This window comes from Roseateles sp. P5_E8 (genome assembly GCF_054177665.1).
In genome coordinates, this window is sequence record NZ_JBGCUM010000082.1 from 16703 (window position 1) to 30921 (window position 14219).

Genomic DNA, 14219 nt, shown 5'->3' on the forward strand with positions numbered 1-14219 from the left:
GGTTGGGCCCGTCCACTCGATGGAAGAGCTTGGCCGCACGCTTGGTGCTGAATCTGTGTATGACATGTGGCACCTGTGACTCATTCCTTAGTTGATGATTTCGCCCATGCCATTCTTGATTCGGAGTCTTAGTTGTTGGACGAACTCTGAGTCGTACCGCTCCCAGGTCGGAAGTTCACCGATGATCTTCAGCGGGTGCCTGCTTCGATACGAACGTGTAGGGTTGCCTGGGAACTTCTTGTCTGTGACGTTTGGGTCGTTCTCGAACGGTCCGGTTGGTTCCACTACATAGACTCGCGGCCTGTTTTCACCTCTGGCTATCTCTGCGGCGAGGCCTGCGCCTTTGGCCAGGGCAGTAAAGTAGATGTGATTCATCACAACTTCAGCCTTGTAGTTGGACCTGAAGCCCGCGGAAAGTAGATCGCCGACCGCTAGGTCCGCCTTCGTCCCATGAAAGAACGGCCCAGGGTCTAGTTCCGCCATCAGCTTCCTTTCGGCATAGGGAGATAGGCTTGTAACTTTATCAGCGAGCTCGGCCCGACACTTGTTCGACCTAACGTGTCAGCTGCAGAAAAGGGTTAAAGCGCATCGACGTACTCCGACAGATGGTCAAGCACATAGCCTTGCTCTTCCGCACGCCATTGCAGCCGAACCTGCCATTCCTGCACGCCGTCCAGCGACACGAAAAATGACATGCCGTCGTCGTGCGGCGCAAATGAATAGCCCAAGAACAGCCACTCCTCGCCGACCGGATGGACGTGGCTGTCGTAGTCCGAAAACTCGCTCTTCAGCCGGTATCGCTGCCCGGCTCGCAGAATACTGTGCGCTGCGCCGCAGTTCTGCGCCTTGCTTCCACTCCAAGTACCAATCGGCTTTGGCCCGTAGGTCATGTGCGCTTTAACGTTGGAGCTGAGGGGCCGGAACCGGCTGGCCGCGCGAAGCGATGATGAACTGCTGAGCGTAGCGCGGCCAGCTGGTGGAGGTCCACTTGAGCGACCGGTTAGGCATCGCGTTTGCCCCACTGCACTTCCGTTCCTGTCCATGCGCCGCCGACGCGGAGATTTCTGAACTCAGCCCTCAGGCACTTCGACTCTATTGGATTCACTTGCAGGCGACTTCCGATGGCGAGCTTGATTGCCTCATGTCTTTCACGCTCTGCCGGTAGGGCGGGGTGAGTTTCAAGAGTGACTTCGTTCCGCTCGTGTGCCGCGTGCCAACGCAGCCAAATTTCCCAATCTTCAAGAACAAGGGAAAGAAGCTCTTCATCGACCGGTGATACGAAGTAGGTATCACCATACTCATCAGTGTTGTGATCGAACTCGGCTTCGTAGATGTGTGGAACTCCGTTCACCTCGGCAATTCCGAGGCGCGGTCCATCGTAGTAGTCGTTGATTGTGAGGACGCGATCCCAGCGCACGCGATGCCTAACGTCGGAGTTCAGCGGGCGGCGAAGCCGTTCGCTGCAGAGAAAGGTTAGGCATCATTTGCCACCCCAAATGCACTTGGTGAAACCGCTGACTTGTGTGACTCGCGCTTGCCGCGCGTAAGTGCCGGCGGCAGAAGTGTCTCCGATCAGAACGGAGAAATCTGACAGTTCAGCGGTCGCCTTTGCTTGCCAGCAGTTTGCGCCGGCCAAACTCTTGGGTGGGGCGATCTTCACGGACGGTTGAGCTTCGTCCAATTTGATGCGTGTGAAGTTTGCCTTGAAGAAACGTCCAGCGACTTGGAGCGTCTCTTTATCTGGGCGGAACTCCAACTCGCCGCCGTCGTTTGGCTCGAACCTGAGGGTGCCAGACGCGTGCAGCTTGCCCGTCACATGCACGGACCCGTAAATGCTGGCTTTGTCTGCGGACACCCCAACCGGAAGGTGACTCGCCGGGCGGCATTCCAATAGCGCCACCTCGCCTTGGCTGGCAATCTTGGTGTTGCCTCGAATCGATCGAATCTCAAAGCCTGGCGGAAGCGCTGCTGTCAGCCGAGAGGGAGTGGCCTCGCAGTAGTCGTCCTGACCACAGGTGATTCTTATGCAGTCTTGAGCAAGCGCCGCATGCGTGGACACCAGTAGCAGGGTGGATACGAGGAGATGCCGGTTCATTAGGCCTAACGTGCAAGCTCAGCGGACGGCGAAGCCGTCCGCTGCAGCGAAAGGTTGAACAGATTCGAAAGCAGCGATCACGTCAGCGGTACCTCGCCAGTTCGACAAGCTCGTTTGTCCGAAGAATTCTCGCCGTCACGGCGCACTCCATGGCCTCCAGTTTGGCATTCGTTCCGCCCTCTGGGTCATCGTAGAAAGCGCAATTCGCCTCTGTGTATTTCAGCCAAAGTCGCTGTACGTCGACCAATTCCTTGCGACGAGGCGCGTCGAGCGAATCCAACAACTTCTTGTATGCCGCGTTGAGTAGCTTGTCTTGGCGTCCAATCTCATCGGACACGCAATCGCGCATAACGGGATCGACTGCGTTTGCCACCTTCATGCACTTCACATACTCACCCGTCCGCTTCGGCGCGGCCGCGTTCGCATAGACGCATGCGGACGCAATCGCTAGAGCCATCACGGTTCTGACGTAAATCATGGGTTGCAAGCTGTTCAACGTGTTCTCGGGAGACGGCCGCTGCTGCTTAGGCAGGAACGGTGCGCCACAACACATCCCTGGTTGGACGCCGCAAGTACTTGACTCATAAGCGTTTTCTCAAAAAGTTGACGGGCGAAACGGTCACTAAATTTCCGGCAAAAACGGCGCGTTGTTACAAGGTCTCGTCGCACGAAAACGGCTTCCGCGAAGCCCACATGATGCCAGCCATGGTTCGCTTGGACGCGTTGAAAACTGTCCTGCGCCCGGGTCGATTCAGCGGCCGCTGTACGCGCGAATGCTGTCTGTCGGTTCAGGCCAGTGGATGGCTGCAACGGGTCGACATGAGTCTGTCGCGGCGCGCTGACCTGTCGTTCGAGCCTATGCGTGGCCTGCCCCGCGATCAAGTGACCGGTCCTGAGGGGCGCCACCGGCGATGCTCAACGACCGGTGTTGGCGGTTGCTGCCGTTCAGGCACTGAAGCGCGAATGTCTCAGATCATCCTGAAGCAGTCCTGCGCCTAGTGCCAAGGCAACGTGATCCGAATTCGAGCCCGCTGGAATAGAGTTGCAGTTTCAGGCAAGCACTTGCCGCTCTTCGACGTCAAAAGGAACCTCTAGATGGCCAAGTCCCTGTCCACCATCCTCAATCAGATTGAGCGCCTACAGAAAGAAGCTGCTGGCATCCAGTCTGAAGTTATCGGTCGGATTCGCAAGGAAATCGCGAAGTTCGGACTGACCGCCGAGCACCTCTTTGGGACGCCGGCAGTTGTTCAGGGCCGTGCAGCCACCGGCAAATTGGCCGCCGCAAAGAAGGTTCGAGCGATCAAGTACGCCGACGACGCTGGCAACACCTGGGGCGGCATGGGCAAGCGGCCCGATTGGGTGCGCACCGCCTTGGCTGCCGGAAAGACTCTCGAAGAGTTCCTGGTTGCTCGCGCTGGCGGCTCTGCGCAGCAGCCGAAAGCAGCACCGAAGCGGACTGCGAAGGTCAAAGCCCCGGCCGTGAAGCGCGCCGCGACGGCCACAAAGAAGCCAACTGCGAAGAAGGCTGCCACGCGCAAGCCTCGGTCGAAGCCCGCTGGTGAAGCGACGGCAGGCTGACTGCCCCCGATAGCGGCAGCGGCGCTCCTGTGTGCTGTATGCGCCGCGCCTCTGACCTGACTTCTCATCAACAGAGTTGAAAGAGATCGTTAATCGCGCTGAGATCGTCCGGGACGGTACGAACCGATAGGGGCTTCTCCGGAACGTCGGAGACACCACCCGCGCTGGGGCGCACCGGGCTATCGCTGGGACGCGCGGTGCGACACGATAAGGCGTCATGGCCACGACGCCCGCTCATGAAGCCCCGCTGCTCCCGTCACCTGACGTGCCAGCGCTAGGCGATGTGCAGCTTGCGCCGTGGCGTGGCGAGCGCCCGTTGACACTCATCCCGTTGACGCCCGGCCCTACGGTGCAGGTGAACGCGACAGCAACCCGAGCCAGCCGGCGCGATCGCGTGACCATCGAGCTTCGCGGCTTGGGGCCCAGGCTGCATGCTCAGGCGAAGCAGCGCCAGACAACGGTGGCCGCCCTGGTGAGGCGCGCGGTGCTGTTGACGCTGGCCGATGGCACGCCTGAGCAAATCGTGCCTTCCGGCGTGAGGCAGCGGAGTGCCAAGGTCGTCAAGGTCACGCTCCGTCTGTCCGAAGTGCACGCGAGCGCGCTGGCGCATCGGGCACGCATGGCGGACATGGCGCAGGGTGACTTCGTGGGAGCTCTGCTCGATGGGGCGCCTCCAGCCTCGCTGCCCGCCGATCACGCGACCGCGGTCGCAGCGCTGATGCAGTCAACGGACCGTCTATCGGCAATGTCGGGAGACCTCAACGCCTTCATGCGTTTGCTGGGCCGAGTCCCGGCGGCCCAACTTGAGCCTTACCGCGCGGGCGTTCTCGCGCTGACCAAGGACGTTCGAGAGCATCTCGCATCTGCGGCCAGGCTGGTCGCCGAACTGAAGCCTTCGGGAAGAGGGCGGCGATGACGCCCGGACCCGTTGTCGACGGTGTGCTCGTGCAGTGGGGCGAGCGCCTGTTCTACCCCGGCAACCGCATGGTCAAGGCGCAGCCAACCCCAAGGCTCGCCGTGCTGAATCACCGCAAGGCCGCCGTGATTCGGCAGCGCATCGAGGCGGTCGTGCGGCGCGCACCTCAGGTGATGGTGAAGGTCACCGCCGGCGGCCGAGGCATGGCCGCCATCGCGGCGCACTTCCGCTACATCAGCAAGAACGGCCGCATCCAGATCGAGGACGACCGTGGCGTGACGCGCAACGGCAAGGAAGCGCTGCACGACCTGGTGGACCAGTGGCGCTACGGCGGCTCGCTGATCGAGGAGGTCAGCCACCGCCGCGAAGCCTTCAACATCATGCTGTCCATGCCCGCCGGCACGGACGCCAACCTCCTGCAAAAGGCCGTCCGCGAGTTCGCCCAGGCCGAGCTGGCCGGGCATCGCTATGTGATGGTCCTGCACGAGCACCAGGCCAACCCGCACGTGCACCTGAGCGTGCGAGCCGAGTCCGACACAGGCAAGCGCTTGAATCCCCGCAAGACTGATCTGCACCGCTGGCGCGAGACGTTCGCCGAGAAGCTGCGCGGCTGGGGCATCGACGCCGAAGCCAGTCGCCAGCCGTCGCGTGGTGCCAGCCGCAACTATGAGCCGTTGTGGCGCGTGAAGGCCAAGCAGGAGGGCCGCTTGCAGGTCGCATCGAGTTCCACTAGAACAGGGCGGCCTGCTGCGACAACGCGTGCCGAGGCCATGGTCAGCTGGGCGCACATCATGAAGGCGCTAGGTCGGTCTGAGCTGGCCAGCGACCGAGCGCTCGCCGAGCGTGTCGCCGCCTTCGTGCGCGGAACACCATTCGTCAGGCAACACGCGAGACATGGCCTGGCGAATGCCGACCCTGCACGGCAACAGTCGCTTCCGGGGCTGGAGCGCCCATCAGGTCCAGATCGCACGCGATGAAGCCCCACTTGAGCTCGCGGCCCTTCCCGCGCCCGGAGATCGCGGGCTTGTTTCCTTCACGCTGCGCATGAACGAGCCCGCTTGGCGAACAGGCCGGTCCTGATGAGCTGCGCTGCGCGCTGATCCGGCCAGATCGCCACTCCAGTCACCCGCCAAGCCCGAAGCCGGGCCGCTCTGAGGTGCGCCCGTCGGCTCGACCGTCGCGCCAGCCGCTGCGCTTCGTGTCACGCCGGCCGCAGAGCCGCCGCCGGTAGATGGATCTCGTCGACTTCGCTGCAAGCGCTGCGCCAGGCGAGCTGTCACATCGCCCGCGACGCTGCGTCGACGTGGGGAGGGCAGCCGTGCGCCAGTCGTCCCACCGCGCTCCCGCCACAACCCCCGTGCTGGGGCGAGGGGGACTTGTGGGGGGATCTTCTAGCGGTGGGCCGGGAAACCGGCGCACTGCTTGGGCTGCGGGGTCCAAACATCCATCCCTCACCCCTTCCCGCCGGAAGGGGCTGTGCCCACCCCCCGCCCGTGGGCGGGAGCGAGGAGTCCGAGCAAGAGGATCAGTTGTCAGCGATTCCGGCCAGACGCGGAGGATTGCCGCGTTCATCGCCGCCACCTTCAATGGCCGGACGTTTCCGGCCACGCCGACGTCGCGACGACCATGATTTCCCACGATTGCCTCTTCAGCTCCTGTAGAGCGACAACGTCGGGCTGCGTACGCGCCAACCAATCCAGGAGCAGGTCGAGACGTCGAACGACGTTGTTGACGTTCCAGGTCGCGACGCGCATGGCCTAAGGCCTCTACCTGACTGCGTTGGGGCTCGAAGCGTCTTGGTGAGCATCTATCCAAATCTCACCCGCCTCGCGGCCCCTTGCAAACGCTGCTGTAGCGGTCTCGCAGCTCATGTCGAGCAGGTCGCTGTGCATCGGCTCAGCATCTGCGCGCTCGGCTACGACCAGAATCATCAGGCCTCGGTACGGATGCTGCTGAATCACCGCTTGCCCTTCAGATGCGCTTCAACGGCCGCAGCGTCGTTGCCGACCGCTTTGACGGCAGCCTTGAGCTCCTCCGCCGTGACCCCGAACCTCTTTGACCAATCGCGGACTTCGTAGTCCTCGCTGAGGTTGATGCGCGTGCGGTCCTGGCCGCCGGATTTGGACTTGTCGTCAGACATGGGTATCTCCTTCGAAGTGACACCCGACCCTAAGCGGCCAGCTGCGGCACGTGTGTCGGACGAGAACGCAGCCTATGCGGGCGCGTGACCTCGCCCAGGAGCGCCAATTGCTATTGGGACGGACCTAGGAGATTCAAATGACCAAAGACCACATTCAACCTATGCCAGGGAGACGACCCGTTTACCCGGTCGATGCCGAGGACGGCGAGAAAACCGCCGAAAAGAGGCCGAAGTCGGACAGCTCATCGCCGGTGGCGCCTGAAGGCAGTGCCGACGACCCCGCCTCCGACCAAAACACGGAGTCAGCGAACCATCCCAACGACGAGTGACCGTGGGCGCTGACTGACGCCTCGACGTGGCGTCATGCACACGCCCAGCTGCCTGGCGGTTGAGGCCCAACGCCAACGCGCTGGCCTTTTCTCATCGAGCGGTTGGCATGACGACGTTGGCCTTCAGCTCCTTCATCGTCTTGATGAGCGTTCGTCCGTTGCGCTGAGCCTGGTCCTCCTTGTTGTTGTTCATCACCACATGAACGTCGAGGCCTGGCCGGTCCAACAGCTGAATCTGGTGACCAAGGCCCTCCAGCTCCGCATCGTCGTAGTCGTAGTTGAACCGTCCGCCCGAGTGCCCAGAGCGGTCGTTCCATGCCGCGGCATTACGACCGTGCATTCGCACCAAAGCGTAGTCATCGCGCGTCGTCTCCCAGATGGCTGGGACGGTGTTGGTGAGGCTAGTTGGCTCGTCGACGATGGTATGCACGACACCCAGCTCCCGCTGGAACGCGATGGTCTCGGCCGCATGCGGGCCTTCGAACCATTTCTCGCTTCGGAACTCGACGCTCAAGGTGTGGCCGGCCATGCGCTCCACGCAGTGCGCAACGTGGGCACGACCTGCACGATTGCGAACGAGCCACGGCGGGAACTGGAAGTGGACCAAGCCGAGCCGGCCGGCATCGCGCAGCGGCTGCAACGCTTGCCTGAATCGCCCCCACAGCTCGTTGGAAAGGTCCTCCGGGACGTCGCGGTAGTAGATGACGCTCTTGAGTTTCAGGTCGCTCGGAAGCGCGTCTCGAAGGTCTGACGGCAAGACCGCGGGCGAAGTTTGGTGGCCGGTGAACAGCCGAAAGGCCTTCACGTTCATCACGAACCCGTCCGGAGTTCGCTCCGCCCACAGGCGAGCGGCGTCGACGCTGGGCACGGCGTAGTAACTCGAGTCGACCTCCACCAGCGGGAACTGGGTGGCGTAGTAGCCCAACCTGCTCTCAGGCGTCGTGAACTCGGGCGGGTAGAAGCGACCGGTGTCGATAAGGCTCTTGTCGGCCCATGAAGCGGTGCCAATCCGGATGGTCATGGGAATCGGTGCATCGTTACATTTACTGTGAATGCGTACAGTATATTGACGCCTCGCGTGGCTGGGGCATCGGCGCGCGGCTCCGTCTTCCCCCCGCCTTGGGCCTACCCGCATGAAAGAGCCCAGCTCTTCGCCATCTCAACCGCTCCGACAGGAGGCGCTACCTTTTGCCGACCTCAACGACCGGCAGCGGGAGGCTGTCGAGCACGGTCTGACGTCCGGCGACCAGGGGCCTCTGCTCGTCATCGCAGGCGCAGGTTCAGGCAAGACCAAAACGCTGGCTTCCAGAGTCGCCCGACTGGTTCAGGCCGGCGCGGACCCGAGCCGCATACTGCTTCTCACCTTTTCGAGGCGCGCCGCCGGCGAGATGGAGCAGCGAGTTGGACGCGTGCTGCACAAAGTCTTGGGCTACTCGTCGAGCCAAGCGCCGCCGACATTCCCTTGGGCAGGTACCTTCCACGGTGTTGGCGCGCGACTGCTTCGCGACTACGCGGACCGCATCGGCCTCGCCCCGAACTTCACCATCCTTGACCGTGCAGACGCCGAGGATCTGATGGGCATGCAGCGCCAGGCGCTTGGCCTGGCTGAGAAGGTTGAGCGCTTCCCGCAGAAGGGCAGTTGCCTGGCCATCTACTCACGTGTCATCAACGCGCAGCTCCGTCTGGACCAGGTGCTCCAGCAGTTCTATCCCTGGTGCTTCGGCGCACTGGACGAGCTGAAGCAGCTCTTCAAGTCGTATGCGGATGCCAAGCATCAGCAGCACTGCCTGGACTACGACGACCTGTTGCTGTTCTGGGCGCACATGGCCGCCGACCCCTCCGTCGCTGCTGACCTTGGCCAGCGGTTCGACCACGTGCTGGTCGATGAGTACCAGGACACCAACAAGCTACAGGCGGCCATCTTGCGCGGTCTCAAGCCGACCGGCCAGAACCTCACGGTGGTTGGAGACGATGCCCAGGCCATCTATTCATTCCGCGCMGCTGAGGTCCGGAACATCCTCGACTTCCCTGACCAGTTCGACCCGCCCGCGCGCATCGTGGCGCTTGAGCAAAACTATCGGTCCACCAAGCCCATCCTTGATGCTTCGAACGCCGTCATTGCGATGGCAAAGAACAGACACGCCAAGACGCTCTGGTCTGACAAGGACTCAAGCGAGCGGCCGCGGCTCGTGGCGCTGCAGGACGAGGCGGCGCAGGCAGCATGGGTTGCTGACGAAGTCCTCAGGCGGCGGGAGGAAGGCATCAGGCTCATCCGACAAGCAGTTCTCTTTCGGACCGCCAGCCACAGCGCGCCGCTGGAGCTCGAGCTGACTCGGCGGAACATCCCCTTCAAGAAATTCGGTGGCCTGAAGTTCCTCGAGTCGACCCACGTCAAGGACGTGATGAGCGTCCTGCGATGGGCCGAGAACCTGCGGGGGCGGCTTGCTGGCTTTCGGGTGTCGCAACTCCTCGCAGGGTTCGGCCAGGCAAGTGCTCGCAAGCTGCTTGACGCTATTGAGGCGAGTCAGGACCCATGCACTGCGTTGCAGGAGTTCAAGCCGCCACCAGCAGCCGCCGGCGACTGGAGTCTGCTGCGAGACCTCATCGTCGACCTGTCCAAGAACAGCGAATGGCCCTCGGACCTCGAACGCGCTGTCGAGTGGTATCAGCCGCACCTCGAACGCTTGCACGACGACGCGCCGATACGCCTGGCCGACCTGGACCAGATTTGCCGTATCGCCCAGGGCTACGGGGCCCGCGAGCGATTCTTAACCGAGTTGACGCTGGACCCGCCCAACGCAAGCAGCGACGAGTCTGGCGTGCCGTCGCTGGATGAAGACTACCTCATCCTCTCGACTATCCATTCCGCGAAGGGCCAAGAGTGGCAGGCCGTGCACGTGCTCAACGTGGTTGATGGCTGCATCCCTTCGGACATGGCGACAGGCAGCGAAGAAGAGATTGAAGAAGAGCGCCGACTGTTGTACGTGGCGATGACGCGGGCAAAGCAGCATCTGTCGCTGCTGGCGCCCCAACGGTACTACGTGCGCCAGCAGCACCGCAGTGGCGACACGCACGTCTATGCGACGTTGACCAGGTTCATCCCAGGAAAGGTCGCGCGGCTGTTCGAGCACGTTGGGCCGACTCCGAAGCCGCGTGACGCCAAACCGGCGCCGGTCGCTCCGGTCGTGGACGTCGGAGCCAAGATTCGTGGGATGTGGGACTGAGCTGTGCAGCAGGAAGCACTCTTTGCGGATTTGGCCCCATCGCCAGGCGCGTTGCCTGACGGCCTCACCTATCAGCCGGAGTTTCTGAGCAGGGTTGAAGAGTCCGAGCTCATCGAGCTGATCCGACAACTGCCGCTGCGGGAGGCGAAGTACAAGGAGTACACGGCGCGGCGACGCGTTGTGAGCTATGGCGGCAGGTTCGACTACGAATCGAACGAACTGCTGCCATCGAGCGCGTTGGTTAAGGAACTGCAGCCGCTACGCGCTCGCGTCGCTGCCTGGGCCGGTGTGGAGCCCGAGGAGCTGGTGCACGCGCTTGTCGCGGAGTACGCGCCGGGAACGCCTCTCGGCTGGCATCGCGACGTGCCGAACTTTGAAAGCATCTTCGGCGTCTCGCTCGGAGGCGATGCAGTGCTGCGGTTCCGACCCTATCCACCAGACCGGCCGAGAAGAGAGGACGTCGTCAAACTGAAGGTGGTGCCTCGCTCCGTCTACGCCATGCGAGCGGCGGCCCGGTGGGATTGGCAGCACAGCGTGGCGTCGGTTGACGAGTTCCGCTGGTCCATCACGTTTCGGACTGCTCGCTGACTTTTGCTCCGCGAACGAAGAACTGCGCCACCGCGACCCGAGAACGCGAGCAGCTGAGCAACTTGATGTCGACACATTCTCAAAAACGCTGATGCCGGCGCGGCGACCTTGACAGAGGCGGCAGACCTCGAGTTGACGGCTCGCAGACCCGGCTCGCGGCGTTACCGCGTTCAGGCGTATCGCACACGGATGACAGCTGCCTCTCGCTAACGACATGTCAGCTTGAGGCTGGCTACCGCCGCTCGCAGTCGGCATGCGTGAGTCAGCAATGTGCCCAAAGCGGAAGCCCGTAATCGATGACAAAGGCCGGCACCGCAGCGGGTGTCGTCACTTGCCGCTAGGGGCTCGGTTCACGGTATGCGGCACAAAGCGGTCATCGGTTCGTCAACCCGACCGCCGGCGTTAGTGAGCGGTCTTGAGCGCACCGCGGTCATCCTGCCTCGCTGGCTGCGGCTCGCCCCGCCAACTTGTGGCCGGGCGTCAGCTGCCCAAAGCCTCGAACTGGTGCCTGCGACCCGAAGCAGAAGTAGCACTCGATCCGATCAGCAGCTCCTCTCGTCGATGAAGGCCCACAGCGTCCTTAACGCTCTCGCGCAGCTTCCTGCCTCACTTTTGTGACTGGTGACAGCAGGTACTCGAGGACTGATCGAGACCCCTGATGCACTTCAGCCGTAATCAGCATGCCGGGACTAAGCGGAAGGAAGTCGCCAGTCGCTGCGCTGACCAACTTCGTTGACTTGAGACTGATGATTGCGCGATACGTGAGGCCGGCTGCCTGGGCGCCTTGCTGTTGCTGCTTCGGGTCGGCAGCATCTGCGCTTACCAATTGCACGTTCCCTTCAAGCAAGCCGTACTTCTGAAAAGGGTAGGCCGCTACCTTAACTCGCACATTTTGCCCCACTGCGACGAAGCCGACATCCTCGTTCTTCAGAAGGACCTCAGCTTGCAGTGGCTCGTCTTTGGGGACGATGTTCATCAATAGGGCGCCGGCGGCAACCACCGTGCCCGCGCTGCTCGGACCAACATCCTTGACGACGCCTTCAGTCGGCGCAGTGATCTCGAGCATTCCGGCCTTCACGTGCGACTTTGCAAGTTCCTGACTTGAGCGATTAAGCTGAGTGAGCGTGTCGCTGCGTTCGGCTTCAAGCTGAGCGCTGTACTGCGAACGGAGGGCCGTTATGCGGCGCCCAGATTGAGCAATTGAAGCGTTCAGGCTCTCTACATTCGCTGCTTGCGTCTTGAGATCCTGTTCCTTCTCTATGACTTCCCGCGTCTTCTCGTTGGCGGCGAGTTCGCCTACGAAACCTTCCTGAACAAGTCGCCGGTAGGCCTCCGCCGACTGCTTGTAGGTCGGCAATGTCTGCGTGAGTTTGATAAGGACCTGCTGAGCGCCGCTCAAGTCTGCCTTAGCCTTGCCGAGCATCTCTCGCTCTTGCGCCACACTGTCCAGATAGGCCTGTCTATGTGCGCGGTACTGCCCTTCCATTTGAAGGAACAGATCGATCGGCTCATCCTTGGCGCGGATGAAGGATCTCTCCGCTATTTCCGCGTCGATTCGCCGTATGTTGAGCCGGCGCATCGCCACGTCCTTGGTCAATGCGGTGGTATCGGCCTGCGACAACCGAGCATCCATCCTGAGCAGCACTTGGCCCGCTTTGACCAAGTCTCCATCTTTAACCAAGATCTCTTTTACAACACCTGCCTCGGCGGGCTGGACCACTTTCGTAAAGGTCAGCGGCACGAGCCGCCCTTCGGCGGATGCAACGATATCCAGCCGTGCGAACGACGCCCAAACCAGCAGAAGCAGAACCAACGCAGCGACCGTGAGCAAGAGCGCTCGCGGTAGCCGTGACGGTGGCCGCTCCTGAATTGCAAGAAGATCGGGCGCAAAGTCCAAGGCGTCGGGATCGAGCCCAAGCGACTTTGACGGTCGGAACAGTGCCCCGAAGAATGCCCCTACGGAGCGGCGAACTGCGCCCATCAATAACTTTCCATTCAACTACTCGATGGCATCGAAAAACAAGTGGGGAAGGAAAACTTTCCCTCCCCTTTGGTTTCGACTACAGATAACCAGCTTGCTGGGGGGTACTGCCGGCTCGATATTGAGTGACGACACTCGGAACCAAGATTGCTGGAGCGTTCAGGTCCGGCTGGAGCAAAGCCGATGCGGATTGCGTCATTGGAGCCATTTGACCAATCGACGCTTCCATCGCGGCCCACGGACTAACCAACGTCGTGTCGACGTAGCTGGACGTGGACACAGCCATCGCGCTTGATGTGGGCGCGGCTTGACCTGAAGCGGTAGGGCCTATGGACTGAAGATTCCCCGAAGCGCTGTTGACGGAATAGGTTTGCCCATTGACCACAAAAGTGAATTGGTCGATCAGGTTGTTGCCATTGCGGATCACAGAAAGAGTTTCCGTACCTGACGCCGTGGCCACGTTGACCGTGTAGCGCGAGTCCGAAGTCGCCACACTGATGCTTGCGGCATCAGTCACGCCCTCGATGTACAGCCGGTTTGCGCCCACGTTGTCGGTGATTTCGTCCGCTCCGTCACCGACAGCCCAGTAGTAGCTGTCGTTGCCATCACCGCCCGTCAAAGAATCCGCACCCTTTCCGCCACGAAGCATGTCGTCGCCAGCCCCTCCAGAAATGTGATCAGACTCGGTTGTGCCGGTGACCACGTCGTTGCCGGCGCCGCCGTCAATGATGAAGTTCCGCACGGTTCGGCCGGAGAAGTCCAGCACGTCAGCGCCCTCTGTACCCACGATGCGGTTGTCCCACCAATAGCCAGCGCCATCAAGCACCTGGATGTTCTTCAGGTTGGCGAGGTTGTTGGTCACACGCAGGAAGTCCTGGTAGTACTGGTTGCCCACGATGCTGTTGACACCGGCGCCACCGTCGTACTGGTCAAGCCCGTCGATCGCCACGCCCGACGAGGTGCCTTCCAGCAGGAAGACGTCGTTGCCGTCGCCRCCGTTGAGCACGTCGTCGCCGCGGCTCGCCTGGATGAAGTCATCACCGGCCGTGCCGGTGACCACGTCGTTGCCACCGCCAGCGTCAATGACGAAGTTCCTGACCGTCCGACCAGAGAAGTCCAGCGCGTCAGCGCCCTCAGAACCCACGATGCGGTTGTCCCACCAATAGCCAGCGCCATCAAGCACCTGAATGTCCTTCAGGTTGGCGAGGTTGTTGGTCACACGCAGGATGTCGCTGTAGTTCTGGTTGCCCACGATGCTGTTGACACCGGCGCCACCGTCGTACTGGTCAAGCCCGTCGATCGCCACGCCCGACGAGGTGCCTTCCAGCAGGAAGACGTCGTTGCCGTCGCCGCCGTTGAGCACATCGT

General features: G+C 61.9%; 16 protein-coding genes. 6 read left to right on the forward strand and 10 right to left on the reverse strand.

From position 1 onward, the window contains the following. Positions 1 to 87: 87 nt before the first annotated feature. From arr to ACXRVZ_RS25945, 5 genes are all read right to left on the reverse strand, one after another. On the reverse strand, positions 88 to 483 hold the full coding sequence (gene arr, locus ACXRVZ_RS25925) for an NAD(+)--rifampin ADP-ribosyltransferase (RefSeq protein WP_458233006.1): 396 nt from the start codon (positions 481 to 483) through the stop codon (positions 88 to 90). A gap of 95 nt (positions 484 to 578) precedes the next feature. Beyond that, positions 579 to 890 carry a DUF3601 domain-containing protein gene (locus ACXRVZ_RS25930; RefSeq protein WP_458233007.1) on the reverse strand — a complete coding sequence of 104 codons (312 nt, stop codon included), beginning with the start codon at positions 888 to 890 and terminating at the stop codon, positions 579 to 581. Positions 891 to 1000: 110 nt separating this feature from the next. After that, positions 1001 to 1417, reverse strand: coding sequence for a hypothetical protein (locus ACXRVZ_RS25935; RefSeq protein WP_458233008.1), 417 nt, complete (start codon positions 1415 to 1417; stop codon positions 1001 to 1003). A gap of 63 nt (positions 1418 to 1480) precedes the next feature. Beyond that, positions 1481 to 2095: a hypothetical protein gene (locus ACXRVZ_RS25940; RefSeq protein WP_458233009.1), complete on the reverse strand. Its 615-nt coding sequence runs from the start codon at positions 2093 to 2095 to the stop codon at positions 1481 to 1483. A gap of 82 nt (positions 2096 to 2177) precedes the next feature. Continuing rightward, positions 2178 to 2591 (reverse strand): lysozyme inhibitor LprI family protein, encoded by a 414-nt coding sequence (locus ACXRVZ_RS25945; RefSeq protein WP_458233010.1) that lies wholly within the window; start codon positions 2589 to 2591, stop codon positions 2178 to 2180. 599 nt (positions 2592 to 3190) lie between these two features. Here ACXRVZ_RS25945 and ACXRVZ_RS25950 point away from each other — a divergent pair. From ACXRVZ_RS25950 to ACXRVZ_RS25960, 3 genes are all read left to right on the forward strand, one after another. Next, positions 3191 to 3673, forward strand: coding sequence for an H-NS family nucleoid-associated regulatory protein (locus ACXRVZ_RS25950; protein ID WP_458233011.1), 483 nt, complete (start codon positions 3191 to 3193; stop codon positions 3671 to 3673). 217 nt (positions 3674 to 3890) lie between these two features. Then, positions 3891 to 4589 carry a hypothetical protein gene (locus ACXRVZ_RS25955; RefSeq protein WP_458233012.1) on the forward strand — a complete coding sequence of 233 codons (699 nt, stop codon included), beginning with the start codon at positions 3891 to 3893 and terminating at the stop codon, positions 4587 to 4589. Continuing rightward, a complete protein-coding gene (locus tag ACXRVZ_RS25960) occupies positions 4586 to 5566 on the forward strand; it encodes a relaxase/mobilization nuclease domain-containing protein (protein WP_458233013.1) in 981 nt (326 codons plus the stop codon). Before ACXRVZ_RS25955 ends, ACXRVZ_RS25960 begins: the two co-directional genes overlap by 4 nt. Positions 5567 to 6172: 606 nt before the next feature. Here ACXRVZ_RS25960 and ACXRVZ_RS25965 read toward each other — a convergent pair. Together ACXRVZ_RS25965 and ACXRVZ_RS25970 are read right to left on the reverse strand one after the other, a co-directional pair. Further along, entirely contained in the window at positions 6173 to 6343 is a 171-nt protein-coding gene (locus ACXRVZ_RS25965; RefSeq protein ID WP_458233014.1) for an endonuclease/exonuclease/phosphatase family protein, read from the reverse strand. A gap of 203 nt (positions 6344 to 6546) precedes the next feature. After that, the gene (locus ACXRVZ_RS25970; protein WP_458233015.1) at positions 6547 to 6729 is read right to left on the reverse strand and encodes a DUF3606 domain-containing protein; all 183 of its coding nucleotides are present in this window, start codon (positions 6727 to 6729) and stop codon (positions 6547 to 6549) included. A 137-nt stretch (positions 6730 to 6866) separates the two neighbouring features. On the opposite strand from ACXRVZ_RS25970, the gene ACXRVZ_RS25975 reads away from it, so the two are divergent. Continuing rightward, complete coding sequence (locus ACXRVZ_RS25975) at positions 6867 to 7058, forward strand: hypothetical protein (RefSeq protein ID WP_458233016.1); 192 nt, start codon at positions 6867 to 6869, stop codon at positions 7056 to 7058. 91 nt (positions 7059 to 7149) lie between these two features. Here ACXRVZ_RS25975 and ACXRVZ_RS25980 read toward each other — a convergent pair whose 3' ends face one another. After that, on the reverse strand, positions 7150 to 8079 hold the full coding sequence (locus ACXRVZ_RS25980) for a DUF72 domain-containing protein (RefSeq protein WP_458233017.1): 930 nt from the start codon (positions 8077 to 8079) through the stop codon (positions 7150 to 7152). A 112-nt stretch (positions 8080 to 8191) separates the two neighbouring features. Between ACXRVZ_RS25980 and ACXRVZ_RS25985 the strand changes: the two genes are divergently transcribed. Continuing rightward, on the forward strand, positions 8192 to 10282 hold the full coding sequence (locus ACXRVZ_RS25985; RefSeq protein ID WP_458233018.1) for an ATP-dependent helicase: 2091 nt from the start codon (positions 8192 to 8194) through the stop codon (positions 10280 to 10282). 51 nt (positions 10283 to 10333) lie between these two features. After that, positions 10334 to 10870 (forward strand): alpha-ketoglutarate-dependent dioxygenase AlkB, encoded by a 537-nt coding sequence (locus ACXRVZ_RS25990; RefSeq protein ID WP_458233019.1) that lies wholly within the window; start codon positions 10334 to 10336, stop codon positions 10868 to 10870. Between the two features lie 580 nt (positions 10871 to 11450). Here ACXRVZ_RS25990 and ACXRVZ_RS25995 read toward each other — a convergent pair. Beyond that, on the reverse strand, positions 11451 to 12851 hold the full coding sequence (locus ACXRVZ_RS25995) for an HlyD family type I secretion periplasmic adaptor subunit (protein WP_458233020.1): 1401 nt from the start codon (positions 12849 to 12851) through the stop codon (positions 11451 to 11453). A 79-nt stretch (positions 12852 to 12930) separates the two neighbouring features. Beyond that, the coding region (locus ACXRVZ_RS26000; RefSeq protein WP_458233021.1) for a calcium-binding protein at positions 12931 to 14219 on the reverse strand (1289 nt) is incomplete at its 5' end.